This is a genomic window from Kitasatospora sp. NPDC003701 (genome assembly GCF_053587085.1).
This window is the reverse complement of sequence record NZ_JBSFNM010000003.1, coordinates 190,832-213,059: the sequence shown is the minus strand read 5'-3', so window position 1 is coordinate 213,059 and position 22,228 is coordinate 190,832. Positions and strand designations below refer to the sequence as shown.

Below are 22,228 nucleotides of genomic sequence, written 5' to 3'. Positions count from 1 at the left end.
CATGGTGCGACGCATCTTCTGGATGGCGGTCGGCGCCGGCGCCACCGTCTGGGCCATGAACAAGGCCAACGAGGCCGTGCACCGGCTCACCCCGGACAGCCTCTCCGGCACCGCCGCGCGCGGCGCGCTGCACCTCGGCGACGCGGCCAAGCGGTTCGCCCAGGACGTGAAGGCCGGCATGGCCGAGCGCGAGGAGCAACTGCGCGAGGACCTCGGACTGGACGGCACCGCCGTCGTCGAGCCCCGCCGCCGCCGGGTGCTGCGCGGCGAGCCGCAGTACCGAGCTATCTCGGCGGCGCCCGGCAGCCCGGCCGCCGCCCTGCCCCCGTCCAGCAGTGCCCGCGCATCGTCCGACGGTGCCCGCACCACCCCAGCCATCGAAAAGACGCCCGGCCGCGCACTGCCGCAGCCGGGCGGTACCCCGAACCGGAAGGACCACTAATGGAGTCGGCAGAGATTCGCCGCCGCTGGCTGCGCTTCTTCGAGGAGCGCGGCCACACCGTCGTTCCGTCGGCGTCCCTGGTCGCCGACGACCCCACCCTGCTGCTGGTCAACGCCGGCATGGTGCCCTTCAAGCCGTACTTCCTCGGCGAGGTCAAGCCGCAGTTCTCCCGGGCCACCAGCGTCCAGAAGTGCGTGCGCACCCTGGACATCGAGGAGGTCGGGAAGACCACCCGGCACGGCTCCTTCTTCCAGATGTGCGGCAACTTCTCCTTCGGCGACTACTTCAAGGAAGGGGCCATCAAGTTCGCGTGGGAGCTGCTCACCACTCCCGTCGCGGACGGCGGCTACGGCCTGGAGAAGGAGAAGCTCTGGATCACCGTCTACAAGGACGACGACGAGGCCGAGCAGATCTGGCGCGACGTCATCGGCGTGCCCTCCGAGCGCATCCAGCGCCTCGGCATGAAGGACAACTTCTGGTCGATGGGCGTCCCCGGCCCCTGCGGCCCGTGCTCGGAGATCAACTACGACCGCGGCCCCGCGTACGGCGAGGAGGGCGGCCCGGCCGTCAACGGCGAGCGCTACCTGGAGATCTGGAACCTGGTCTTCATGCAGTACGAGCGCGGCCACGGTGACGGCAAGGACGGCTTCGAGATCCTCGGCGACCTGCCGAGCAAGAACATCGACACCGGCCTCGGCCTGGAGCGCCTCGCCGCCATCCTCCAGGGCGTCGACAACCTCTTCGAGATCGACACCAGCCGGATGATCCTCGACCGCGCCGCCGAGCTGACCGGCCACACCTACGGGGCCGACCACAAGGCGGACGTCTCGCTGCGCGTGGTCACCGATCACATCCGCACCGCGCTGATGCTGATCGGCGACGGCGTCACCCCCGGCAACGAGGGCCGCGGCTACGTGCTGCGCCGCATCCTGCGCCGGGCCATCCGCAACATGCGCCTGCTGGGCGCCACCGGTGTGGTCGCCAAGGACCTGACGGACGTCGCCATCAAGGCGATGGCCCCGCAGTACCCGGAGCTGGAGGCCGACCGCAAGCGCATCGAGACGGTCGTCGTCGGCGAGGAGGCGGCCTTCCTGCAGACCCTGAAGGCCGGCACCAGCCTGCTGGACACCGCGGTCACCGAGACCAAGCAGTCCGGCGGCGCGGTGCTCTCCGGCGAGCAGGCGTTCAAGCTGCACGACACCTACGGCTTCCCGATCGACCTCACCCTGGAGATGGCCGAGGAGCAGGGCCTCCAGGTGGACGAGGCCGGCTTCCGCCGCCTCATGCAGGAGCAGCGGGACCGCGCCAAGGCCGACGCCAAGGCCAAGAAGATGGGCCACGCCGACGTCGCCGCGTACCGCGAGGTCGCCGACAAGTCCGGCGCCAGCGTCTTCACCGGCTACAACCTCACCGAGGGCGAGGCCACCGTGGTCGGCCTGCTGGTGGACGGCGTCCCGGCGCCGGCCGCGAGCGAGGGCGACGAGGTCGAGATCATCCTCGACCGCACCCCGTTCTACGCCGAGGGCGGCGGCCAGCTCGCCGACCACGGCCGGATCCGGCTGGACTCCGGCGCGGTGGTGGAGATCCGCGACGTGCAGCAGCCCGTCCCGGGCGTGACCGTGCACTCCGGCGGTGTGCTGTTCGGCGAGGTCGTGCTCGGCGCCTCGGCGTACGCCACGATCGACGTGGAGCGCCGCCGGGCGATCGCCCGCGCCCACTCGGCCACCCACCTGACCCACCAGGCGCTGCGCGACGCGCTCGGCCCGACGGCCGCCCAGGCCGGCTCCGAGAACGCGCCCGGCCGCTTCCGCTTCGACTTCGGCTCGCCCGCCGCCGTGCCCGGCAGCGTGCTGGTCGACGTCGAGCAGAAGATCAACGACGTGCTGACCCGCGAGCTGGACGTCACCGCGGAGGTCATGACGATGGACCAGGCCCGCAAGGCCGGCGCCATCGCGATGTTCGGCGAGAAGTACGGCGACGAGGTCCGCGTCGTCACCATCGGGGACTTCTCCAAGGAGCTCTGCGGTGGTACGCACGTCGGCAACACCGCCCAGCTGGGCCTGGTGAAGCTGCTCGGCGAGTCCTCGATCGGCTCCGGCGTGCGCCGCGTCGAGGCGCTGGTCGGCGTGGACGCCTACAAGTTCCTCGCCCGTGAGCACACCGTGGTCGCCCAGCTGACCGATCTGGTCAAGGGCCGCCCGGAGGAGCTGCCGGAGAAGATCTCGGGGATGCTCGCCAAGCTCAAGGACGCCGAGAAGGAGATCGAGCGCTTCCGCGCCGAGAAGGTCCTGGCCGCCGCGGCGGGCCTGGCCGACTCCGCCGAGGACGTCCAGGGCATCGCCGTGGTGGCCGCCCGGGTCGCCGACGGCACCGGTGCCGACGAGCTGCGCAAGCTGGTCCTGGACGTGCGCGGCCGGCTCGGCTCGCGCCCGGCCGTGGTCGCCGCCTTCACCGTGGCGGGCGACCGCCCGCTGACCGTGATCGCCACCAACGAGGACGCGCGCGGGCGCGGCATCAAGGCCGGTGAGCTGGTCCGGGTCGCCGCCAAGACCCTCGGCGGCGGCGGTGGCGGCAAGGACGACGTCGCCCAGGGCGGCGGCTCCAACCCGGGTGCGGTCGGCGAGGCCATCGCCGCGGTGCGCGGCCTGGTCGCGGAGCGCGCCAGCTGATGCTCGACCAGGACCAGGAACGGCCCTTCCGGCGGGGGCGGCGGATCGCCGTCGACGTCGGTGACGCCCGGATCGGGGTCGCGTCCTGCGACCCCGACGGGGTGCTCGCCACGCCGGTGGAGACCGTCCCCGCCGGAGTGAAGTCGCAGGCCAGGATCGCCGCGATCGCCGAGGAGTACGACGCGATCGAGGTGATCGTCGGCCTGCCGCGCTCGCTCAGCGGCAAGGAGGGCCCGGCGGCGGAGAAGGTCCGCGCCTACGCCACCCGGCTGGCCAACCGGCTCTACCCGGTGCCGGTCCGGCTGGTCGACGAGCGGATGTCCACCGTCACGGCCACCCACGGGCTGCGTGCCTCCGGGGTCAAGGCCAAGAAGGGCCGCTCGGTGGTCGACCAGGCCGCCGCGGTGGTGATCCTGCAGACCGCCCTTGAGTCCGAACGGGTGAGCGGACGCCCGCCCGGTGAGAGCGTCGAGGCGGTCGGCTGACCGGCCTGATCTAACGTCCCGGTGAAGGGGCCCGTGCGGACGCGTCCGCACGGGCCCCTTGCTCGTTCCGGGACCGCCGAGGGGGCGCAATGACCGACCAGGACTTCACGCCCGGGCTCACGCCCGGCCACCTCGGTGCGCCGGTGCTGGAACCCGAGGGTCGTCCGCCGGGCGCGCCCCGCCCCCGCCCCGATGCGCCGGATCCGCACCGCCGGCGCAACGGGCTCGCCTGCGGGCTGACGGCGCTCGCCCTCGTGGTCGTCTTCGGCGGCGCCGGTCTGGCCGGGTACAGCTGGCTGCAGGGGCAGCAGAAGCCGCCGGCCGCCGCCGACTACGCGGGGGCGGGGACCGGTGACGTCCAGGTCTCGGTGCCCGAGGGCGCCGGGCTCACCCAGATCGCCTCCGCGCTGGTGCGCAACGGTGTGGTGGCCAGCTCGCTCGCCTTCACCCGGGCGGCGAAGGGCAGCGCGGCCGCCGCCGGCCGGATCCAGCCCGGCACCTACACGCTGAAGCGGAAGATGTCGGCGTCCGCCGCGCTGGCGATCCTGGTCGACCCCGCCAACGCCAACGGCCTGACCATCCCCGAGGGCTGGCGCGGCAACCAGATCTTCACGGCGATCGACAAGAAGCTGAACCTGCCCGAGGGCACCACCCAGCGGGCCGCGCAGGAGCAGGGCGGCGAGCTGGGCCTGCCGGACTTCGCCAAGGGCAGCCCGGAGGGGTACCTCTTCCCCGCGACGTACAGCGTGACCGACGAGACCACCGCGGTGGACCTGCTGAAGCAGATGGTGGAGCGGGCCGGCAAGGAGTTCGCCCGGGACGACGCGGAGGTCGTCGCGCAGAACCTCGGGCAGAGCCTGTACGGGCTGGTGACCATCGCCAGCATGGTGCAGGGGGAGGCGGACAACACCGAGGACATGGCCAAGGTGGCCCGGGTGATCTACAACCGGCTGGCCAAGAACATGCCGCTGCAGCTGGACTCCACGATCAACTACGCGCTCGGGCGTTCGACCCTGAACACCACCGTGACCGAGACCAAGCTGGACTCCCCGTACAACACCTACCTGCACACCGGACTGCCGCCGACGCCGATCGGCAACCCGGGGCGGCAGGCGATCATGGCGGCGGTCGACCCGGCGCAGGGGGACTGGCTGTACTTCGTCACCGTGAAGCCGGGGGACACCCGGTTCACCGACAGCTTCGAGGTGCAGCAGCGCAACGTGGCCGAGTTCAACGCCCTCCGGGCCGCGCAGCCGAGCACGTCGGCGAGCGCCTCGGCCGGTGCTTCCGCGGAGGCCACCGCGGGCCAGCCGGCGGGTGCGCCGGCCGCTCCGACCGGGCAGTGAGGGGACATCGGCCCTGCCGGAGGCCCGGCTGCGGTACGGTAACGTCTCCCTCCAGGCGATGCAGTAGCACGCCGGTTCGAGAATCAGCCGGGACGCCGTCCCGGACGGCCGGTCCGATCCTCCGGCCGTCTCCGTCGGTGTAAGGGGATCAATGACCGATCTGGGTCGGGGCTACGGCCCCCAGGGCTCCGAGCCGTGGCACCCCGGCGACCCCGGGTACGGTGGCCAGCAGCCGGTCCCCGGCCAGCCGGACGGCCAGTGGCAGCAGCATCCCCAGCAGCAGCAGTACGGCGGGCAGGGCTTCGCGGACCAGCAGGGTTACCCGCAGCAGATGCAGCAGCCGGCGCAGCAGGGGTACCCGCAGCAGGGCTACCCGCAGCAGGGGTACCCGGGCGGCGGCCAGGTGCAGCAGCCCCAGCAGCCCCAGCAGCAGTACGGCGGCGGGCAGCAGTTCCCGCAGGGGCAGCAGCAGTACGGCGGCCAGGGCTTCGGGGACCAGCAGGGCTATCCGCAGCAGGGCCAGGGCGGCCAGGGCTTCCCCGGCGGGCAGGGGTACCAGGATCAGCAGCAGGGGTACCCGCAGCAGGGTTTCCCCGGGCAGCAGCAGAACTTCCAGGGGCAGCAGGCGGGCCAGCAGCAGGCGTATCAGCAGCAGGCGGCCCAGCAGGGGGTCCCGCAGCCCGGGATGCCCCAGCCGGGCGTGCCCCAGCCGGGCGTGCCCCAGGCCGGGACGGCGCAGCACCCCGGTCAGCAGCAGGTGCCGCCGCAGCAGCCGGGCGGGCAGCCGCAGGGCGGGCGGGCCGGGCGGCGTCGCCAGGAGCCCGAGGCCCCGGCCGGGCCCGGTCCGGACGGCATCGACTGGGAGGCGGAGGCCGCCGCGCTGGAGGCCGGCGGCAGCCCGGTCGAGGCGCCGCCGGTGCCGGACGAGGACGAGTGGGACGGGCACGAGGACGACTTCGCCGAGCACGGCGAGGACGAGCAGAGCGGCTTCCTCGGCGAGGAGGACAACTCCCGCGAGGGCAAGAAGAAGCGCAAGGAGAAGGGCAAGAAGTCCGGCCGCCGCAACGGTGGCGCGTGCCTGCTGGTCGCCCTGGTGATGCTCGGTGGCGTCGCCGGCGGCGGCTGGTGGGGCTACGGCTTCTACCAGGACCACTTCGGCCCGCCGCCGGACTTCACCGGGCAGGGCAGCGGCTCGGTCACGGTGGAGATCAAGAAGGGTGCCGTCGGGGCCCAGATGGGCATGACGCTGAAGCAGGCCGGCGTGGTCAAGAGCGTCGAGGCCTTCACCCAGGCGTGCGGGAAGAACCCGAAGTGCACCACCATCCAGTACGGCACCTATACCATGCCCAAGGAGATGTCGGGCGAGGCCGCCGTCACCAACCTGGTGGAGGCGAACGGCGGTGAGAAGCTGATCGTCCAGGAGGGGCTGACGGCCGCCGCCACCTACGCCAAGATCGACGAGAAGCTGCAGCTGGCCAAGGGCACCACGGCCGACGTGGCCAAGGCCCAGGTCGCCAACCTCGGCCTGCCCGCGTACGCCGGCGGCAACATCGAGGGCTTCCTCTGGCCGGCCCGCTACTCGATCGCCGCGGGCATGAAGCCCGAGGACCTGCTCAAGCAGATGGTCAAGAACGCCGTCGACCGCTATGCGGGCCTGGACGCGGACGCCTCCAAGATCGGCCTCAAGACCGGCTACGAGGTGGTCATCGAGGCGAGCATCCTGCAGGCCGAGGGCAACAACCCGGAGGACTTCGCCAAGATGGCGAGGACCATCCAGAACCGGCTGGCCGACAAGGGCAAGATCGACGGCAAGCTCGGCATGGACACCACGCTGCAGTACGCGTTGGGCCGCAAGACGCTGGACAAGAAGGACATCAACGACGGCTCCAACAAGTACAACACCTACGTCAACGCGGGCCTGCCGCCGGGGCCGATCTCCAACCCGGGTGACGCGGCCCTCAACGCGGTGCTGAACCCCGCGGACGGGAAGTGGCTGTACTTCATCGCGATGGACCCGAAGACCACCCGCTTCTCGGAGACGGACAAGGAGTTCGCGGCCAACGTCGAGGAGTACTGCAAGGCGGCCGGTCAGGGCTTCGACAAGGCGGCCGTCCACTGCACCACCAAGTAGCCCTGACGGGCGAGTCGTTCACGGAGAAGCAGCGTTGACCAGCAAGCACCGGGCCGGGGTCCTCGGCTCGCCGATCGCCCACTCGCTCTCGCCGCACCTGCACCGGGCCGCCTTCGCGGCGCTCGGGCTGGACGGCTGGCGCTATGACGCCTTCGAGGTGGACGAGGCCGGGCTGCCCGCCTTCCTCGACGGTCTGGACGAGGCCGAGTGGGCGGGGCTGTCGCTCACCATGCCGCTGAAGCGGGCGGTCATCCCGCTGCTCGACGAGGTCAGCGCGACCGCGCGTTCGGTCGAGGCCGTGAACACGGTGGTCTTCACCGCCGACGGGCGGCGCACCGGGGACAACACGGACATCCCGGGCCTGGTCAACGCGCTGCGCGAGCGCGGCATCACCGAGGTGGCGGGTGCGGCGGTGCTGGGTGCCGGGGCGACGGCTTCGTCGGCGCTGGCGGCGCTCGCCCAGATCTGCACCGGCGAGGTGACGGTCTACGTCCGCAGTGCGGAGCGGGCCCGGGAGATGGCCGAGCTCGGCGAGCGCCTGGGCGTGGCCGTGCGGACCGCCGACTGGGAGCGGGGCGCCGAGGCGCTCGCGCAGCCGCTCACCGTGTCCACCACTCCGGCGGGGGCGACGGACGTGTTCGCCGATGCGCTGCCGGCCGCGCCCGGTGCGCTGTTCGACGTGCTGTACCACCCGTGGCCGACGGCGCTGGCCGCCGCCTGCGCGGAGCGCGGGGCCGCCGTACTGGGCGGTCTGGACCTGCTCGTCCACCAGGCGGTGCTGCAGAACGAGCGCTTCACCGGCCGGTCGCCCGGTCCGCTGGCGGCCATCCGGGCCGCGGGCGAGGCGGCGCTCGCCACCCGCTGACGCCGGCGCCGGGGTGGCGGATCGTGCCACTACGGCGTGTCGTGCCAGGTCGGCAGTTCGTGCCCTGACGGCGTGCCGTGTCACCTGGGCGTGTCGTGCCAGGACGGCAGTTCGTGCCCTGACAGCGTGCCGTGTCACCTGGGCGTGTCGTGCCAGGACGGCGTGTCGTGCCGGGCCGGGGTCCGGTGCCGCCTGCGCCGGTGCGCGCCGCGGGCCGGTGCTCCGCCGGTGCGGCCCGGCCGTGCCCGGGTCGTCCGGCGGCCGCCCCCGTGCACCGCGTCCGAGGGTCGACCGGTTGCTGTCCGTCACCCGGACTCTGCTCCCGGGCACGCCGACGGCATGAAAGGATTCAAGGGAGAAGGAACGCCCGGGCGGGCTGCGGCAGGGGCCGTGGCCGGTCCGCTGACGAAGGAGCTCCGTTGGGTACGTTGCGCTGGCTGACGGCGGGGGAGTCGCACGGCCCCGCACTCGTCGCGACGCTGGAGGGCCTGCCCGCCGGCGTTCCGGTGACCACCGAGGTGGTGGCCGACGCGCTCGCGCGCCGCCGGCTGGGTTACGGCCGCGGCGCCCGGATGAAGTTCGAGCAGGACGAGGTCACCTTCCTGGGCGGGGTCCGGCACGGGGAGACCATGGGCAGCCCGGTGGCGGTCATGGTCGGCAACACCGAGTGGCCGAAGTGGGAGCAGGTCATGTCGGCCGACCCGGTCGACCCGGAGGTGCTGGCCGGTCTGGCCCGCAACGAGGCGCTGACCCGGCCGCGTCCGGGCCACGCCGACCTGGCGGGCATGCAGAAGTACTCGATCGACGAGGCCCGCCCGATCCTGGAGCGCGCCAGCGCCCGGGAGACGGCCGCCCGGGTCGCGCTCGGCGCCGTCGCCCGCGCGTACCTCAAGGAGACCTGCGGGATCGAGATCGTCAGCCACGTGGTCGAGCTGGCCGCCGCGAAGGCTCCGGCCGGGGTGCTGCCGCTGCCCTCGGACGAGGCGCGGCTGGACGCCGACCCGGTGCGCTGCCTGGACCAGGACGCCTCGAAGGCGATGGTCGCCGAGATCGACCAGGCCCACAAGGACGGCGACACCCTGGGCGGTGTGGTCGAGGTGCTGGCCTACAACGTGCCGGTCGGCCTCGGTTCGCACGTGCACTGGGACCGCCGGCTGGACGCGCGGCTGGCCGCCGCGCTGATGGGCATCCAGGCGATCAAGGGCGTCGAGGTCGGCGACGGCTTCGAGCTGGCCCGGGTGCCCGGTTCGCAGGCGCACGACGAGATCGTGCCGACGGCCGACGGGATCAAGCGGACCTCCGGCCGCTCGGGCGGCACCGAGGGCGGCCTGTCCACCGGCGAGCTGCTGCGGGTCCGGGCGGCGATGAAGCCGATCGCCACCGTGCCGCGCGCCCTGCAGACCCTGGACGTGCGCACCGGCGAGCCGGCCAAGGCGCACCACCAGCGCTCCGACGTCTGCGCCGTGCCGGCCGCCGGGATCGTCGCGGAGGCGATGGTGGCGCTGGTGCTGGCCGACGCGGTGAGCGAGAAGTTCGGTGGCGACCACGTCTCCGAGACCCGCCGCAACGTCCAGGGGTACCTGGACAACCTGATCGTCCGATGACCGCCCCCCTGGTGGTGCTGGTCGGCCCGCCCGGCAGTGGCAAGTCCACCGTCGGGCGGGACCTCGCCGAGCGCCTGGGCGTCGGGTTCCGGGACACCGACGCCGACGTCGAGCAGTCGGCGGGCAAGCCCATTCCGGAGATCTTCATCGACGAGGGCGAGCCGCACTTCCGCGAGCTGGAGACGGCCGCCGTGCGCAGCGCCGCACAGAGCCACGAGGGTGTGCTGGCGCTGGGCGGCGGAGCGGTGATGGCCGAGGCGACCCGGGCACTGCTGCACGACCTGCCGGTGGTGTTCCTGGAGGTCCCGCTGGCGGACGCCGTCCGGCGGGTGGGGCTGGACGCGCCGCGTCCGTTGCTGGCGGTCAATCCCCGGGCGCGTTGGCGTGAGTTGATGGAGGCGCGTCGGCCCCTGTACCTGGAGGTGGCCACCGCCGTCGTCGACACCGCGGGCCGCACCCCCGGGCAGGTCGCGGACGCCGTAATGGAAGCACTGGAGCTGAAGACCCCCCATGAGTGACATCGTCAGGATTCACGTCGGTGGCAATGCCGGCCACGACCCGTACGACGTGCTGATCGGACACCGACTGCTCGGCGAGCTGGGGCCGCTGATCGGCACCCAGGCCAAGCGGGTCGCACTGATCCACCCCGAGGGGCTGGCCGCCACCGCGGACGCCATCCGTGAGGACCTGCTCGGCGAGGGCTACGAGGCGATCGTCCTCCAGGTGCCCAACGCCGAGGACGCCAAGAGCGCCGAGGTCGCCGCGTACTGCTGGTCGGTGCTCGGCCAGACCGGCTTCACCCGCAGCGATGTGATCGTCGGCCTCGGCGGCGGCACCACCACCGACCTGGCCGGCTTCGTGGCCGCCACCTGGCTGCGCGGGGTGCGCTGGGTCGCCATGCCCACCACGCTGCTCGGCATGGTCGACGCGGCGGTGGGCGGCAAGACCGGCATCAACATCGCCGAGGGCAAGAACATGGTCGGCTCCTTCCACCCGCCGGTGGGCGTGCTGGCCGATCTCGACACCCTGGAGACCGTGCCCAAGCACGACTACGTCTCCGGTCTCGCCGAGGTCATCAAGTGCGGCTTCATCGCCGACCCGGTCATCCTCGACCTGATCGAGGCGGACCCGGAGGGCGCCAGGAGCCCGGCCGGGCCGCACACCGTCGAGCTGATCCGGCGGGCCGTCCAGGTCAAGGCCGACGTGGTCTCCGGAGATCTCAAGGAGTCCGGCCGGCGCGAGATCCTCAACTACGGCCACACCCTCGGCCACGCCATCGAGCGCAACGAGCGCTACAAGTGGCGGCACGGCGCGGCGATCTCCATCGGCATGGTCTTCGCCGCCGAACTCGGCCGCCTGGCGGGCCGGTTGGACGACGAGACGGCCGACCGGCACCGTACCGTGCTGGCCTCGGTCGGCCTGCCGCTGAGCTACCGCGCGGACGCCTGGCCGAAGCTGCTGGACGCCATGAAGATCGACAAGAAGTCGCGCGGCGACCTGCTGCGCTTCATCGTCCTGGACGGCCTCGGCCGGACCTCCATGCTGGAGGGCCCCGACCCGTCCCTGCTGGTCGGCGCCTACGCGGAGGTCTCCTCGTGACCCGGGTGATGGTGCTCAACGGCCCCAACCTCGGCCGGCTCGGCAGCCGTGAGCCGGACGTCTACGGCGCCACCTCCTACGCCGGGCTGGTCGAGCGCTGCACCGCGCTCGGCAAGGAGCTCGGCTTCGAGGTCGAGGTGCACGAGACCAACTCCGAGCAGCAGATGGTGGAGTGGCTGCACGAGGCCGCCGACGGCGCGGTGCCCGTGGTGATCAACCCGGGCGCCTTCACCCACTACTCGTACGCGATGCGCGACGCCGCCGCCCAGCGGACCGCCCCGCTGATCGAGGTGCACATCTCCAACCCGTACGCCCGGGAGACCTTCCGGCACACCTCGGTGATCGCCGCCGTCGCCTCCGGCACCATCGCCGGCTTCGGCCTCGGCTCGTACGAGCTGGCCCTGCGGGCCCTCGGCGGGCAGCTCACCACAGGCTGACACCCGGGGCCCGGGTACCGGATCGGCCCGGCCGCGGCCGGCCCGGTCCGGTACTCCGGCCCTCGTCAGCGGCCCGGCGGCGGACTGTGCCGGCTGCGGGGCCGCCGTGTAGTGTCCCCGCTGAAAGAAGTCGGGAGGTGACCGTGACGCAGTACGCCGGGGGTGGACAGGTCCCCCCACGTCCCGTCGCTCCGCCGGCCCCGCCGTACCCCGGCAGCGCCACCACCGCACCGCCCGCCGGTGCCGCGCCGGGCGCGTCCCGCGGAGTACCGCAGGCAGCGGGCCAGTCCGTCCGCCACGGTGCGACCCAGCCCGCGCGCGAGCCCGACGGCCGGCCCCCGTACGCCGGCCGGCCGGCCGCGCCGCCCGCCGGCGCCCCGGTGGGTCCCGCCGCGCCGCCCGCGCGGCCGGTCCCGCCGTCGGCTCCCGCCGCGCCCGCACCGGTTCCCGCCGGTGCCACCGGGCACTTCCTGCTGCCCTCCGGCTCGCCCGTCCAGCTCCCGACCCACCCGCCGCAGCCGCACACGCCGTCGGGCCCGCTCGCCGTGCTGCTGATCGGCCCGGCCGGCGCCGGCAAGACCACCGTCGCCCGGCACTGGGCCGAGCGACGGCCCACGCCCACCGCCCACATCAGCCTCGACGACGTCCGCGAGTGGGTGCAGTCCGGCTTCGCCAACCCGCAGTCCGGCTGGAACAACGCGTCCGAGGCGCAGTACCGGCTGGCCCGCCGTACCTGTGGCTTCGCCTGCCGCAACTACCTGGCCAACGGCATCTCCTGCATCATCGACGACGCGGTCTTCCCGGACCGCCCGGCGATCGGCCTCGGCGGCTGGAAGCGGCACATCGGGCCCGGGATGATCCCGGTCGTGCTGCTGCCCAGCCTCGACTCCGTGCTGAGCCGCAACGCCCGGCGCAGCGGCAACCGGCGGCTGAGCGACGAGGAGGTGGCCCGGATCCACGGGCGGATGGCCGGCTGGTACAACTCCGGGCTGCCGATCATCGACAACTCCCACCTGGACGTCGCCGCCACCGCCGCCGAGCTGGACCGGGTGATCCTGGCCCGGCTGATGGGCATCCCGGTCCGCTGAGCCCCGGTCCGCCGAGCCCCGGCCGGCCCGGGCTCCCGGCCGCTCGTGCTGCGGGCCTCGCGCCGCCGGCCTGTCGGTGCCGGCTGCGATGATGGACGCGTCCTGTTCGACCACCCGGGGGAGCCGACGCCCGTGCCGGAAGGCCACATCATCCACCGCCTCGCCGCCGAGAACGCCAGAACCTTCGGCGGCCGGCCGGTCCGGGCGAGCAGCCCGCAGGGCCGCTTCGCCGACGGCGCCGCGCTGGTCGACGGCCAGGTGCTGACCGGGGCGGAGGCCATCGGCAAGCACCTCTTCCTCGGCTTCGAGGGCGGCTCCTGGGTGCACATCCACCTCGGCCTCTACGGCGGATTCACCTTCGGCGACGGCCCCGCACCCGAGCCGGTCGGCCTGGTCCGGCTGCGGCTGCGGAACGACGACGCCCATGCCGACCTGCGCGGCCCGAACACCTGCGCGCTGATCACCGGCGCCGAGAAGGCCGCCGTCGCCGCCCGCCTCGGTCCCGATCCGCTGCGCACCGACGCCGATCCGGAGCTCGCCTGGCGGCGGGTGTCCGGCAGCCGGACGACGGTCGCGGCGCTGCTGATGGACCAGAAGGTGCTGGCCGGCGTCGGCAACGTGTACCGCGCCGAGGTGCTGTTCCGCCACGGCATCAGCCCGCACCGGGCTGGGCGCGACCTCACCCGGGCCGAGTGGGAGGCCGTCTGGGCCGATCTGGTCGCGCTGATGCGCGAGGGCGTCGGCGCGGGGCGGATCGACACCGTCCGCCCCGAGCACACCCCCGAGGCGATGGGCCGGCCCCCGCGGGTGGACGACCACGGCGGCGAGGTCTACGTCTACCGCCGGGCCGCCATGCCCTGTCTGGTCTGCGGCACCGACGTGCGGACGGAGCAGCACGCCGCGCGCAACCTGTTCTGGTGCCCCGGCTGCCAGCGGGCCTAGCGGGCCTAGCGGGCCTAGCGGGCCTGGCGGGCCTGGCGGGCCTGGCGGCCCGTCGTCGGGCCGCCGCCCGCGGGGCGGCCGGGTGCGGGCCTCGGCCCCCGGGCCACCGCCGCGGCGGCGGCCGCGCCGGCCAGGCAGAGCGGGGTGTAGAGCGCCAGGTTGAGCCGGTGGAAGGCCGAGCCGGCCTCGGTGCCGATCCCGCTCGCCCAGACCAGCCCGGCCAGCCCCCGCACGAGCAGCCCGCCGGCCACCGCGCGCGGCCCCCAGCGCAGCACGACGCCGGGCAGTCGCCGTGCCGCGCCGTCGAGCAGCCCGCCGTCGGCCAGCACCACGGTCGCGCCGGAGAACAGCAGGGCGGCCAGCGGCAGCACCACGCGCGGGGTGAACGGCACCTCGGCGTTGAGCACCGCGTGCGAGAGCGACACGGGGTCCGGCGCGGGCCAGGTGCTGCCGGTGGCCCAGTAGACGTGCAGCAGGCCGTCGGCGGCGAGCACGCCGGCCACGGTGAGTGCGCAGATGCGGTGGCGGTTCACGGAGTCCTCCTGGAATCCTCGACGGTGTGTCACCCCGCAGGAGCCGGCCGGGCACGCGGACGTTCCGGTGGCGAGCGTCACACCCGCACGTCGCGGGAGCGAGGGAACCTCCGGCCGGTTCGGGGCCTCTGACCCGGATGTGGATGGTCCCGAAGAACCCGATGCCGCCCCGGCCGAGCCGGACCTCGCCGCGCTGGTGCGCGCCGCCCAGCGGGGCGACCAGCTGGCCGTCGGCGAACTGCTGGAGCTGGTGACGCCGTACGTGCGCCGGCTCTGCGGCCCGATCGCGCTGGACGACGGCGCCGACGCCACCCAGGAGGCGCTGATCGCGGTCTTCCGCAAGCTGCGCCAGCTCCGGGAGCCGGCCGCGCTGTTCGGCTGGGTCCGCTCGATCGCGGTCCGGGAGGCCGTCCGGCACGTCCGGCGGGTCGCGCACTGCGTCCCCGCCGACCTGTCGGAGCTGCCGCGCCCGGGCGACCCGCAGCTCGCCACCGACATCGAGGACGTGCTGGCCCGGCTGACGCCGGAGCACCGGGCCGTCCTGGTGCTGCGCGACCTCGAAGGCCTGGACGAGCGCTCCACCGCCGAGCTGCTGGGCGTGGCGACCGGCACCGTGAAGTCCCGGCTGTCCCGGGCCCGACTCAGCTTCCGAAGGGCGTGGCAGCAGTGAGCACGCAGACCCCCTGGCCGGTGGCCGGCTTCGACCCGGTGCGCCGGCTGCACGTGATCGCCGCCGTCACCCCCGGCGCCGCCGTCCGGGAGACCTTGCTGGACGCGCCGTTCGACCGGGTCTGGGCCGCCGCGGCCGACCTGGAGGACGGGCTGCCGCGCTGGCTGCCGGACATCCGCGAGGTCCGGCTCGCCGCACCCCGGGAGGGCGGTCGCCGGCAGGCCCTGGTGATCGGCCGGAGCAGGCTGCGGGCCCGCTTCGACGTCGAGCTGGAGCCCGGCTGGTGTCTGATGCGCAGCCGGTTCCTGCTCGGCGGCATGGCGGCCCGGGCCGAGCCGGACGGCACGCGCTTCGCCTTCCTCGGCGCCTTCCGCGTGCCGGCCGGCGGCGTGGTCGGCGGCGTGCTGCGCCCCGCCACGGACCCGCTGGCCCGGCGTTCGCTGCACCGGTTCGCCCGGCTGGTGCGGGAGGGATGATGCGGGTTCAGGATCCGCCGTAGGCTTGGAGCCTTCGACACGCGGGGTGGGTGAAGCCGCCCCCATGCGTCGAAGGCTCTTGGTCCGGCACGGAGGGAGCGGGCGGATGGACGGCTACGAGGCGGCCAACATCGTGTCGGGCACGGTGTACGGAAGCGTGGTGCAGGCGCACACCTTCGTCCAGGCGCCGGCGCCGCCCGCGGGGGTGCCCCGCCAGATCCGGCCCTCCAGCGGTGCGTTCGTCAACCGCGGCGCGGAACTCGCCGCGCTGACCGCCGCGCTGGAGGCGGCCGATCCGCTGCGCCCGTCCGTCGTCGCGCTGACCGGGCTCGGCGGCGTCGGCAAGACCGAGGTCGTCGCGCGCTGGGCCGAGCAGCACGCCCCGGTCTTCCCGAGCGGTCAGCTGTACGCGGATCTCACCACCGTCCGCCACCAGGGCGGCGTCGATCTCGGCGAGGTCCTGGGCGGCTTCCTGCGGGCGCTCGGCGTCCACCGGGACTTCGTGCCCGAGCGGCTGCCCGAGCGGGCGGCGCTGTTCCGCACGGTCACCTCGGCGGGCGGACTGCTGGTCTTCCTCGACAACGTCGAACACGCCTCGGAGGTCCGGGCGCTGCTCCCGACGGCCGGGCTGGTCGTGGTCACCGGCCGGGCACGGCTGCCGGGCCTCGCCCTGGTGGGCGCGACCCTGCTCGACGTCGAACCGCTGCTCCCGGCGGCCGGCTCGGCCCTGGTCCGCAGCTGGCTCGGCCCCGGGCGGGGCACCGAGGACCAGCTCCACGACCTGGTCCGGCTCTGCGGCGGGCTGCCGCTGGCACTCCAGGCGGTCGGGTCCGAGCTGATCACCCGCGGCGGGCTGCCGGTGGAGCGGGTGCTGGCCGAGCTGACCGACGAGGGCGGCCGGCTGGCGGCGATCGAGCACCGGGAGGGTTCCGTGGTCGAACCGTTCGAGGCCGTGTACGCGCACTTCCCGGCGCACACCCGCCGGCTCTACCACCTGCTGGGGCTGCACCCCGGCTGGCACCTCACCCCGGAGCTGGCCGAGGCGGCCGGCGTCGAGCAGGCCGGCGAGGCGCTGGGCGACCTCGTGCGGGCCCACCTGCTGCGCCCGGTGGCGGACGAGACCCCCGAGCCGGGGGAGCGCTACCGCACCCACGACCTGGTCCGGCTGCACGCCCGGCGGCATGCGCAGGCCGATCCGGAGCGCCAGGAGCTGCTGCGGCGGATCGTGGCGTACTACCGGGGCCGGGCCGCGGTGGCCGACCGGGCGATCCTCGGCGACCGGCTGAGGCTGCAGGAGCCCCCGGAGCCGTCCCTGCCCGGCTTCGCCGACCCGGCCGGGGCGATGGCCTGGCTGCAGGTCGAGCGGGCCGATCTGCTGGCGGTCCTGACGGCGGCCGCCGAGCAGGGCTGGCACGGCGAGGTCTGGCGGCTCTGCGAGTCGCTCTGGCCGCTGTACCACGGCCGCAAGCACTACGGCGACTGGATCGCCTCCCACCTCCTGGGCGTCGAGGCGGCGCAGTGGGACAACCGCCCGGACGCCGGGATCCGGATGCGCAACCAGCTCGCCCGGGCCCACTACGAGCTGGGCCGGTACCCGGCGGCGGCCGAGCAGTTGGCCGCCGCGGGCGAGCTGCTGCCGCTGGTGGACGACCCGCGCCTCGCCGGTGTGCTGGTCGAGACGGAGGGGCTGCTCTGCCTGGCCGACGGCCGGCCGGAGCGGGCGGTGGAGCTGTTCACCCGGGCCCGGGAGGCCAATGCGGGGGACGCGCACGGCGTGGTGGTGCAGAGCTACCAGCTCGGCCAGGCGCTGATCGCGGCCGGCCGAGCGGCGGCGGCCCTGGCCGTCCTGGACGAGGCGACCGCCCTGGCCGAGGAGACGGGGGACCGCTCGATGCTGGTGAAGCTGCCGCTGGTCCGGGGCCGGGCGCACCGGGCGCTGGGGCGGCCGGACGAAGCCGCGCGGCTGGTCTCCTCGGCCGCGGACCGGGCCGCCGGGCGCGGCGAGCTCGTCAAGGAGGCCCAGGCCCGCGAGCTGCTCGCCGAACTGGCGGACGAGCTCGGCGACGTGGAGCTGGCCGCCGGCGCCCGGGCCCGGCTGCGGGAGCTGCGCGAGCGGGCGGGCGTCCTCGGCGGGCCGCCGGGTGCCGGCGGGGCGTAGGGCGTGTTTGCAAAGTCGGGTCGGACCCGGCGGGGCGTAGGGCGTGTTTGCAAAGTCGCGTCGGACCCGGCGGGGCTTTGCAAAGGCGCCCTGGGTGCGACGGCCGGGTGGCGCGCGCGGTGCGGGCGGCTACGGCCGGGTGGTGAAGGTGACCGGGACGCGGCGCCCGCCCGTGCGGATGGTGAGCCCGATCCGCGGCAGCGCCTGCGGGTCGCCGCCCTGCTGGAGCCAGAGGGCCACGGCCGCGCCGAGCAGCAGCGGGTCGAGCAGCGGCTTCGGCGCCCCCCACGGCCGCTCGGCGTGTGCCTCCAGCAGCAGGCCCGCGGGCAGGCGCAGCAGGTGGCGGCTCGTGCCGAGGGCGGCCACCGCCAGGCCGAGCCCCGGGGAGCGGAAGGCGTCGGCCAGCCAGCGTTCGGCGGGCAGTTCGGCCCGGACCTCGGTACGGGCCAGCACCTCGGCGACGTCGCGCAGTTCGAGCCGCCCTTCGTCGGCGCGGACGGCGTAGATCCCGCGGGCGGGCCCGTGGTCCGGCCCGACGGGGTAGCGCCGCAGGCAGACCTCGGTGCCCGAGACCGTCCCCGTCACGTCGTACGCCGACGGGCCGCGGGTGCTCCCCGGCAGCGGTCGCGGTTCGGGGTAGGGCGGCAGGCGGGGTTCGTCGGCCGGTTCGTCCAGGCGGGGCAGGTAGGAGTAGAGCAGCGGGCGCAGCAGCCGGGCCGACCGGCCGCGCCGGCCGAGCGAGCGGTCGGTGACCGGGCGCAGCGCCGCCGGATCGTGCTGCGCCACGGCCTGTTCGAGCTGGGCGAGCAGGTCGCCGTCGGGATCGAGCGGCGGGGCGCTCTGGCCGAAGGCGTAGCCGGGGGAGTGCGGGTCGAGTTCGTCGGCGCCGGTGGCGACCAGCAGGGTGTGGCGTTCCAGGGCGGCGCCGTAGAAGGAGACCGAGCCGTGGTCGCCGATCAGGCAGTCGGCGGCGACCAGGGCGGCCTGCCAGCCCTGGTGCGGCGGGACGAGCCGGAGCCCGGAGCGTTCGGCGGCGGCGAGCAGCGCCTGCGGGTCGTGCCGGGCCCAGATGTTGGGGTGCAGGACGACGGCCACCGCGTACTCGTCGGCGGGGAGTTGGCCGACCAGGCGCAGCGGCAGCCGGGGGTGGCGGCCGAACAGCGAGTGCTCGCTCCAGGTGGAGTTGACCACCACGAGCCGGCGGCCGTCCACCGCGCCGAGGGCGGCGCGGTAGGCGTCCCGGGCGGCGAGGCTGCCCAGCATCCGGTCGAAGCACGGGTCGCCGACCACCCGCGCGTGCGGCAGCGCCTCGGGGCAGGAGATCCGCAGCCGGTCCAGCTGCTCCTCGTGGGAGAGGCCGAGGACGTCGACGAACACCTGCCCGCGGTAGGTCAGTTCACGCCGGGAGAGGCCGGCGGCGGTGACGGTGTCCCCGGTGGACTGGCGCACCAGGCGGTTGTAGCCGGCGCCGTGCGGCAGGACGATCAGCGGGGCGTCCAGCCGGCCCATCGAGGAGTGGACGGCGCAGGCGACGGCGAGGTCGAAGCGGTGGCGGGTGGCCTCCGGCCAGTCCAGGACGGTGAATCCGGGCAGGCCGTGCAGGAAGGCGTCGAGCCCGGCGGTGAAGGCCGAGCCGGGGTTGACGGTGAGGTAGAAGCGGATGCCGTCGCGGTCGCGGAGCAGGCTGAGCACGTCGAGCACGCGGGTGGCGGAGGTGAGGGTGCGGACGACCGCCAGGACGCGTGCCTCGACCGGCCGGGTGTTCCAGCGGTCGTCGTCGGGCCAGGTCCGGGCCCGGGGCCTGCGGCGGATCAGCACACGAAGATCGTACTCACCCGGGCCCGGACCGGGGCGGTTGACCGGACGGCGGGTCAGCCGGCCGCGGCGGTGGGCCGGTGGCGCCCGGGGTCGTGATGTCCCGGCTCGTGGTGTCCGGGCTCGTGCGGGTCGGCCGCCGCGGTGGGCTCGCGGTGTCCGCGCTCGCGGTGTTCGGGCGCCTCGGCCGGCTCGTGGTGCTCGGCGGCGGCGCACGCATCGAGCAGGGGGCGCATCGCCTCGTCCAGCAGCCGGTAGCGCACCACCCGTCCGTCCTTGTCGCCGGTGACCACACCCGCCGTGCGCAGCAGTCGCAGCGCCTGGGAGACGGCCGGGTCGCGCATGCCGGTGGCGACCGCCAGGTCGGTGACGGCGAGCGGGCCGGCCCGGTGCAGGGCGAGCAGCAGGGCGAGCCGGCCGGGGTCGGCGAGCAGTGAGAACCGCTCGGCCCAGGACCGGACGTGCCCGGGGTCGCCGATCGCGGCGATGGCCTCGCAGACCCGGTGTCCGTCGATGGTGCGGTGGCCCGCGCGGTCGGCCGGTACGAGATGCATGCGGACATTCTCGCAGCCCGGGCCTGTGATTCCGGACACCTGCGCAGGTGCGCAGCCTTGCAAGGGTGCGGCGGGGGCACCTACGGTGTTGCCCGCCGTGGTGCTCGGGAAGACCGGTGACGGGCTCTCAGGAGCCCGGAGTCCGGAGCGGCCCTCGCCACTGTGATCGGGGGAGTCGTCCGTGCCCACGACGCCACTGGGTGCCCCGCGCGCCCGGGAAGGCGGGTGCGGAAGCCCCGTAAGCCAGGAGACCGGCCACGGCATCTCACGAACGACTTTCCACGAGGTGCTGGAGCGTGATCCCCGAATGACCCTGCCCGAAACCGCCGCCCCCGCGGCGCCCTCCGCCTTGCCCACCTTCCGCTGGAAGCGCGAGGACACCATCCGCACGGCCGGGCTGATGGGGGTGATCCTGGCCATGCACGTGGTGGCGTTCGGGACGCTCGTCTTCCTGGTCGCACCCGAGGGCTACGCGGTCGGTACGCAGGTCTTCGGGGTGGGCCTGGGCATCACCGCGTACACCCTCGGCATGCGGCACGCCTTCGACGCCGACCACATCGCGGTCATCGACAACACCACCCGCAAGCTGATGGCGGACGGCAAGCGGCCCGTCTCGGTGGGCTTCTGGTTCGCCCTCGGGCACTCGTCGATGGTGGTCCTCATGGCCGCCCTGGTGGCGGGCGGCGCGCAGCTGGCCAACACGCTGATGGACGACGACTCCCCCACCCACCAGTGGCTGGGCGTGGTCGGCACCTCGGCCTCCGGCGCCTTCCTCTACCTGATCGGCGCGCTCAACCTGGCCGCCCTGTTCGGCATCCTGAAGGTCTTCCGGTCGATGCGGGCGGGGCGGTTCGACGAGGCGGAGCTGGAGGAGCACCTCAACGCGCGCGGTCTGCTCGCCCGGGTGCTCAACCGGGCGACGCGCTCGATCACCCGGCCCGGCCAGATGTTCCCGGTGGGCATGGTGCTCGGCCTCGGCTTCGACACCGCGACCGAGGTCACGCTGATGGTGATGGCCGGCTCCGGCGCGGCCTCCGGGCTGCCCTGGTACGCGATCGTCTGCCTGCCGCTGCTGTTCGCGGCGGGGATGAGCCTGTTCGACACGCTGGACGGGACGTTCATGAACTTCGCCTACCAGTGGGCGTTCTCCAACCCGGTGCGCAAGGTGTACTACAACCTGACGATCACCGGGCTGTCGATCGCGGTGGCGTTCATCATCGGCACCATCGAGCTGGTCGGCGTGCTGCACGAGAAGCTGGACCTCACCGACCCGGTGAGCGGCTGGATCGCCGACCTCTCGCTGGACAACGTCGGCTACGTGATCGTCGGCCTGTTCGTGGTGGTCTGGGCGGCGGCGATCGCCTACTGGCGGCTGGCCGGCGTCGAGCGGCGTTGGAGCCCGCAGTCGGTGAAGGCCGCCGGCGGGGTGCCCGCCCAGGGGGCGGCCGGGACCGAGGACTCCGCCGAGATCGCGAAGTAGCCGGGCCGCGCCCGGCCGCGCCCGGTCGCGCTCACGGAGCGGCGCCCACCCGATCCGATCGGGTGGGCGCCGCTCCCCGTGTCCGGCGGGCTCAGCTGTGCTGCGTGCCGTAGCGCCGGTGGAAGCGCTCGACGCGGCCGGCGGTGTCCATGACGCGGGACTGGCCGGTGTAGAAGGGGTGGCTGGCCGAGGAGATCTCGACGTCGACCACCGGGTGGGTGGTGCCGTCCTGCCACTCGGTCGTCCGGCCGGGGACCAGGGTCGAGCGGGTCAGGAACGTCAGGCCGCCGACCTTGTCGCGGAAGACGACCGGGCGGTAGACGGGGTGGATGCCGGGCTTCATCAGCGGGGCTCCTCTCGGGTCGAGGGGGAGAGGGACGGGGCGGGGCTCGGTGCGGCGGCGGGGTCAGCGCTCCTCGCGGAAGTCGACGTGCCGGCGCGCGGCCGGGTCGTACTTGCGCAGCACCAGCCGGTCCGGGTCGTTGCGGCGGTTCTTGCGGGTCACGTAGGTGAAGCCCGTGGCGGCCGTGGACCTGAGCTTGACGACGGGGCGCAGTTCGCTGCGGGCCATGAGTCCTCCTCCTGGAAGGGGCGGCTCGGCGGGAGCCGGCCGGGTGCCCGGCCGAAAGCCGCACACCGAAATGGAAGTCGTTTTCGTGAGGTGTAACGCGGCCCCGCCCCCGCCCATTCCCGGGTGGCCGCGGGCCACCGGCCGCGGGCCGTAAGTCGCGCGCGACCGCGCACGCGCCGGGGCTCGCGCTGCGCCGCCGGCTCCGACCGTCCGCCCGGCACATCTGCCCGTCCGCCCGGCGCACCCGCCCGGCACCGGTCGCATCCGAGCGGCGCCGGGCGCGTCACCGCCCGGGCCCCGCCCGCCCGGTGCCCGGTCGGATCCGCTCGGCGGGCGGATCGTGGTGCGGCTCCGTAGGCTCGA

General features: G+C 74.3%; 21 protein-coding genes, 1 pseudogene and 1 riboswitch. Of the genes and pseudogenes, 16 read left to right on the top strand and 6 right to left on the bottom strand.

The genetic code is table 11. The annotated features are described in order from the left end of the window. The first annotated feature begins 1 nt into the window (after position 1). From ACWDRR_RS04575 to mltG (ACWDRR_RS04560), 4 genes are all read left to right on the top strand, one after another. A complete protein-coding gene (locus ACWDRR_RS04575) occupies positions 2-442 on the top strand; it encodes a DUF6167 family protein (protein ID WP_449770705.1) in 441 nt (146 codons plus the stop codon). Further along, a complete protein-coding gene (gene alaS / locus ACWDRR_RS04570; protein WP_449770704.1) occupies positions 442-3,111 on the top strand; it encodes an alanine--tRNA ligase in 2,670 nt (889 codons plus the stop codon). The genes ACWDRR_RS04575 and alaS overlap by 1 nt, the downstream gene beginning before the upstream one ends. Continuing rightward, the gene (ruvX, locus tag ACWDRR_RS04565; protein ID WP_449770703.1) at positions 3,111-3,596 is read left to right on the top strand and encodes a Holliday junction resolvase RuvX; all 486 of its coding nucleotides are present in this window, start codon (positions 3,111-3,113) and stop codon (positions 3,594-3,596) included. The genes alaS and ruvX overlap by 1 nt, the downstream gene beginning before the upstream one ends. Positions 3,597-3,685: 89 nt before the next feature. Next, positions 3,686-4,942: an endolytic transglycosylase MltG gene (gene mltG / locus ACWDRR_RS04560; protein WP_449770702.1), complete on the top strand. Its 1,257-nt coding sequence runs from the start codon at positions 3,686-3,688 to the stop codon at positions 4,940-4,942. A 148-nt stretch (positions 4,943-5,090) separates the two neighbouring features. Here mltG (ACWDRR_RS04560) and ACWDRR_RS04555 read toward each other — a convergent pair whose 3' ends face one another. Further along, complete coding sequence (locus tag ACWDRR_RS04555) at positions 5,091-5,684, bottom strand: hypothetical protein (protein WP_449770701.1); 594 nt, start codon at positions 5,682-5,684, stop codon at positions 5,091-5,093. On the opposite strand from ACWDRR_RS04555, the gene mltG (ACWDRR_RS04550) reads away from it, so the two are divergent. The 8 genes from mltG (ACWDRR_RS04550) (at position 5,643) to ACWDRR_RS04515 (ending at position 13,608) form a co-directional block, all read left to right on the top strand. Next, on the top strand, positions 5,643-7,073 hold the full coding sequence (gene mltG / locus ACWDRR_RS04550) for an endolytic transglycosylase MltG (protein ID WP_449770700.1): 1,431 nt from the start codon (positions 5,643-5,645) through the stop codon (positions 7,071-7,073). The genes ACWDRR_RS04555 and mltG (ACWDRR_RS04550) overlap by 42 nt on opposite strands. Before the next feature lie 34 nt (positions 7,074-7,107). Further along, a complete protein-coding gene (locus tag ACWDRR_RS04545) occupies positions 7,108-7,938 on the top strand; it encodes a shikimate dehydrogenase (RefSeq protein ID WP_449770699.1) in 831 nt (276 codons plus the stop codon). Positions 7,939-8,357: 419 nt separating this feature from the next. Continuing rightward, entirely contained in the window at positions 8,358-9,542 is a 1,185-nt protein-coding gene (gene aroC, locus ACWDRR_RS04540; RefSeq protein WP_449770698.1) for a chorismate synthase, read from the top strand. After that, positions 9,539-10,060, top strand: coding sequence for a shikimate kinase (locus ACWDRR_RS04535; protein ID WP_449770697.1), 522 nt, complete (start codon positions 9,539-9,541; stop codon positions 10,058-10,060). Before aroC ends, ACWDRR_RS04535 begins: the two co-directional genes overlap by 4 nt. Continuing rightward, complete coding sequence (gene aroB / locus ACWDRR_RS04530; protein ID WP_449770696.1) at positions 10,053-11,141, top strand: 3-dehydroquinate synthase; 1,089 nt, start codon at positions 10,053-10,055, stop codon at positions 11,139-11,141. Before ACWDRR_RS04535 ends, aroB begins: the two co-directional genes overlap by 8 nt. An 8-nt stretch (positions 11,142-11,149) precedes the next feature. Further along, entirely contained in the window at positions 11,150-11,578 is a 429-nt protein-coding gene (gene aroQ, locus ACWDRR_RS04525; protein WP_449770801.1) for a type II 3-dehydroquinate dehydratase, read from the top strand. Between the two features lie 137 nt (positions 11,579-11,715). After that, positions 11,716-12,666, top strand: a complete 951-nt coding sequence (locus tag ACWDRR_RS04520; protein ID WP_449770695.1) for an AAA family ATPase — start codon at positions 11,716-11,718, stop codon at positions 12,664-12,666. Between the two features lie 132 nt (positions 12,667-12,798). Next, the gene (locus ACWDRR_RS04515) at positions 12,799-13,608 is read left to right on the top strand and encodes an Fpg/Nei family DNA glycosylase (RefSeq protein ID WP_449770694.1); all 810 of its coding nucleotides are present in this window, start codon (positions 12,799-12,801) and stop codon (positions 13,606-13,608) included. Between the two features lie 14 nt (positions 13,609-13,622). On the opposite strand, the gene ACWDRR_RS04510 is transcribed toward ACWDRR_RS04515, so the two are convergent. Continuing rightward, on the bottom strand, positions 13,623-14,141 hold the full coding sequence (locus tag ACWDRR_RS04510; protein ID WP_449770693.1) for a DUF3995 domain-containing protein: 519 nt from the start codon (positions 14,139-14,141) through the stop codon (positions 13,623-13,625). Between the two features lie 139 nt (positions 14,142-14,280). On the opposite strand from ACWDRR_RS04510, the gene ACWDRR_RS04505 reads away from it, so the two are divergent. The 3 genes from ACWDRR_RS04505 (at position 14,281) to ACWDRR_RS04495 (ending at position 17,445) form a co-directional block, all read left to right on the top strand. Further along, the gene (locus tag ACWDRR_RS04505; protein WP_449770692.1) at positions 14,281-14,811 is read left to right on the top strand and encodes an RNA polymerase sigma factor; all 531 of its coding nucleotides are present in this window, start codon (positions 14,281-14,283) and stop codon (positions 14,809-14,811) included. Then, the gene (locus tag ACWDRR_RS04500) at positions 14,808-15,287 is read left to right on the top strand and encodes an SRPBCC family protein (protein ID WP_449770691.1); all 480 of its coding nucleotides are present in this window, start codon (positions 14,808-14,810) and stop codon (positions 15,285-15,287) included. Before ACWDRR_RS04505 ends, ACWDRR_RS04500 begins: the two co-directional genes overlap by 4 nt. Before the next feature lie 106 nt (positions 15,288-15,393). Further along, positions 15,394-17,445 (top strand): hypothetical protein, encoded by a 2,052-nt coding sequence (locus tag ACWDRR_RS04495; RefSeq protein ID WP_449770690.1) that lies wholly within the window; start codon positions 15,394-15,396, stop codon positions 17,443-17,445. A gap of 129 nt (positions 17,446-17,574) precedes the next feature. Here ACWDRR_RS04495 and ACWDRR_RS04490 read toward each other — a convergent pair whose 3' ends face one another. Next, positions 17,575-19,263, bottom strand: a complete 1,689-nt coding sequence (locus tag ACWDRR_RS04490; protein ID WP_449770689.1) for a hypothetical protein — start codon at positions 19,261-19,263, stop codon at positions 17,575-17,577. Between the two features lie 209 nt (positions 19,264-19,472). Continuing rightward, a pseudogene (locus ACWDRR_RS04485) lies at positions 19,473-19,814 on the bottom strand (ArsR/SmtB family transcription factor); the annotation flags it as partial. 81 nt (positions 19,815-19,895) lie between these two features. After that, positions 19,896-20,088: riboswitch (cobalamin riboswitch) on the top strand. A 33-nt stretch (positions 20,089-20,121) separates the two neighbouring features. Here ACWDRR_RS04485 and ACWDRR_RS04480 point away from each other — a divergent pair. Next, the gene (locus ACWDRR_RS04480; protein ID WP_449770688.1) at positions 20,122-21,294 is read left to right on the top strand and encodes a HoxN/HupN/NixA family nickel/cobalt transporter; all 1,173 of its coding nucleotides are present in this window, start codon (positions 20,122-20,124) and stop codon (positions 21,292-21,294) included. Between the two features lie 91 nt (positions 21,295-21,385). Here the strand turns inward: ACWDRR_RS04480 and ACWDRR_RS04475 are convergent, their stop codons facing one another. Both ACWDRR_RS04475 and rpmG read right to left on the bottom strand, forming a co-directional pair. Then, positions 21,386-21,637 carry a type B 50S ribosomal protein L31 gene (locus tag ACWDRR_RS04475; protein WP_449770687.1) on the bottom strand — a complete coding sequence of 84 codons (252 nt, stop codon included), beginning with the start codon at positions 21,635-21,637 and terminating at the stop codon, positions 21,386-21,388. Positions 21,638-21,700: 63 nt separating this feature from the next. Further along, the gene (gene rpmG, locus ACWDRR_RS04470) at positions 21,701-21,865 is read right to left on the bottom strand and encodes a 50S ribosomal protein L33 (RefSeq protein ID WP_449770686.1); all 165 of its coding nucleotides are present in this window, start codon (positions 21,863-21,865) and stop codon (positions 21,701-21,703) included. Between the last annotated feature and the right edge of the window lie 363 nt (positions 21,866-22,228).

Excerpts from the sequence above, each read along its gene's own strand:
- aroB (WP_449770696.1), top strand. The coding sequence starts at position 10,053 with ATGAGTGACATCGTCAGGATTCACGTCGGTGGCAATGCCGGCCACGAC.
- alaS (WP_449770704.1), top strand. The coding sequence starts at position 442 with ATGGAGTCGGCAGAGATTCGCCGCCGCTGGCTGCGCTTCTTCGAGGAG.
- ACWDRR_RS04535 (WP_449770697.1), top strand. The coding sequence starts at position 9,539 with ATGACCGCCCCCCTGGTGGTGCTGGTCGGCCCGCCCGGCAGTGGCAAG.
- ACWDRR_RS04480 (WP_449770688.1), top strand. The coding sequence starts at position 20,122 with ATGACCCTGCCCGAAACCGCCGCCCCCGCGGCGCCCTCCGCCTTGCCC.
- aroQ (WP_449770801.1), top strand. The coding sequence starts at position 11,150 with ATGGTGCTCAACGGCCCCAACCTCGGCCGGCTCGGCAGCCGTGAGCCG.
- ACWDRR_RS04475 (WP_449770687.1), bottom strand. The coding sequence starts at position 21,637 with ATGAAGCCCGGCATCCACCCCGTCTACCGCCCGGTCGTCTTCCGCGAC.
- ACWDRR_RS04575 (WP_449770705.1), top strand. The coding sequence starts at position 2 with ATGGTGCGACGCATCTTCTGGATGGCGGTCGGCGCCGGCGCCACCGTC.
- ruvX (WP_449770703.1), top strand. The coding sequence starts at position 3,111 with ATGCTCGACCAGGACCAGGAACGGCCCTTCCGGCGGGGGCGGCGGATC.
- rpmG (WP_449770686.1), bottom strand. The coding sequence starts at position 21,865 with ATGGCCCGCAGCGAACTGCGCCCCGTCGTCAAGCTCAGGTCCACGGCC.
- mltG (WP_449770702.1), top strand. The coding sequence starts at position 3,686 with ATGACCGACCAGGACTTCACGCCCGGGCTCACGCCCGGCCACCTCGGT.
- ACWDRR_RS04495 (WP_449770690.1), top strand. The coding sequence starts at position 15,394 with ATGGACGGCTACGAGGCGGCCAACATCGTGTCGGGCACGGTGTACGGA.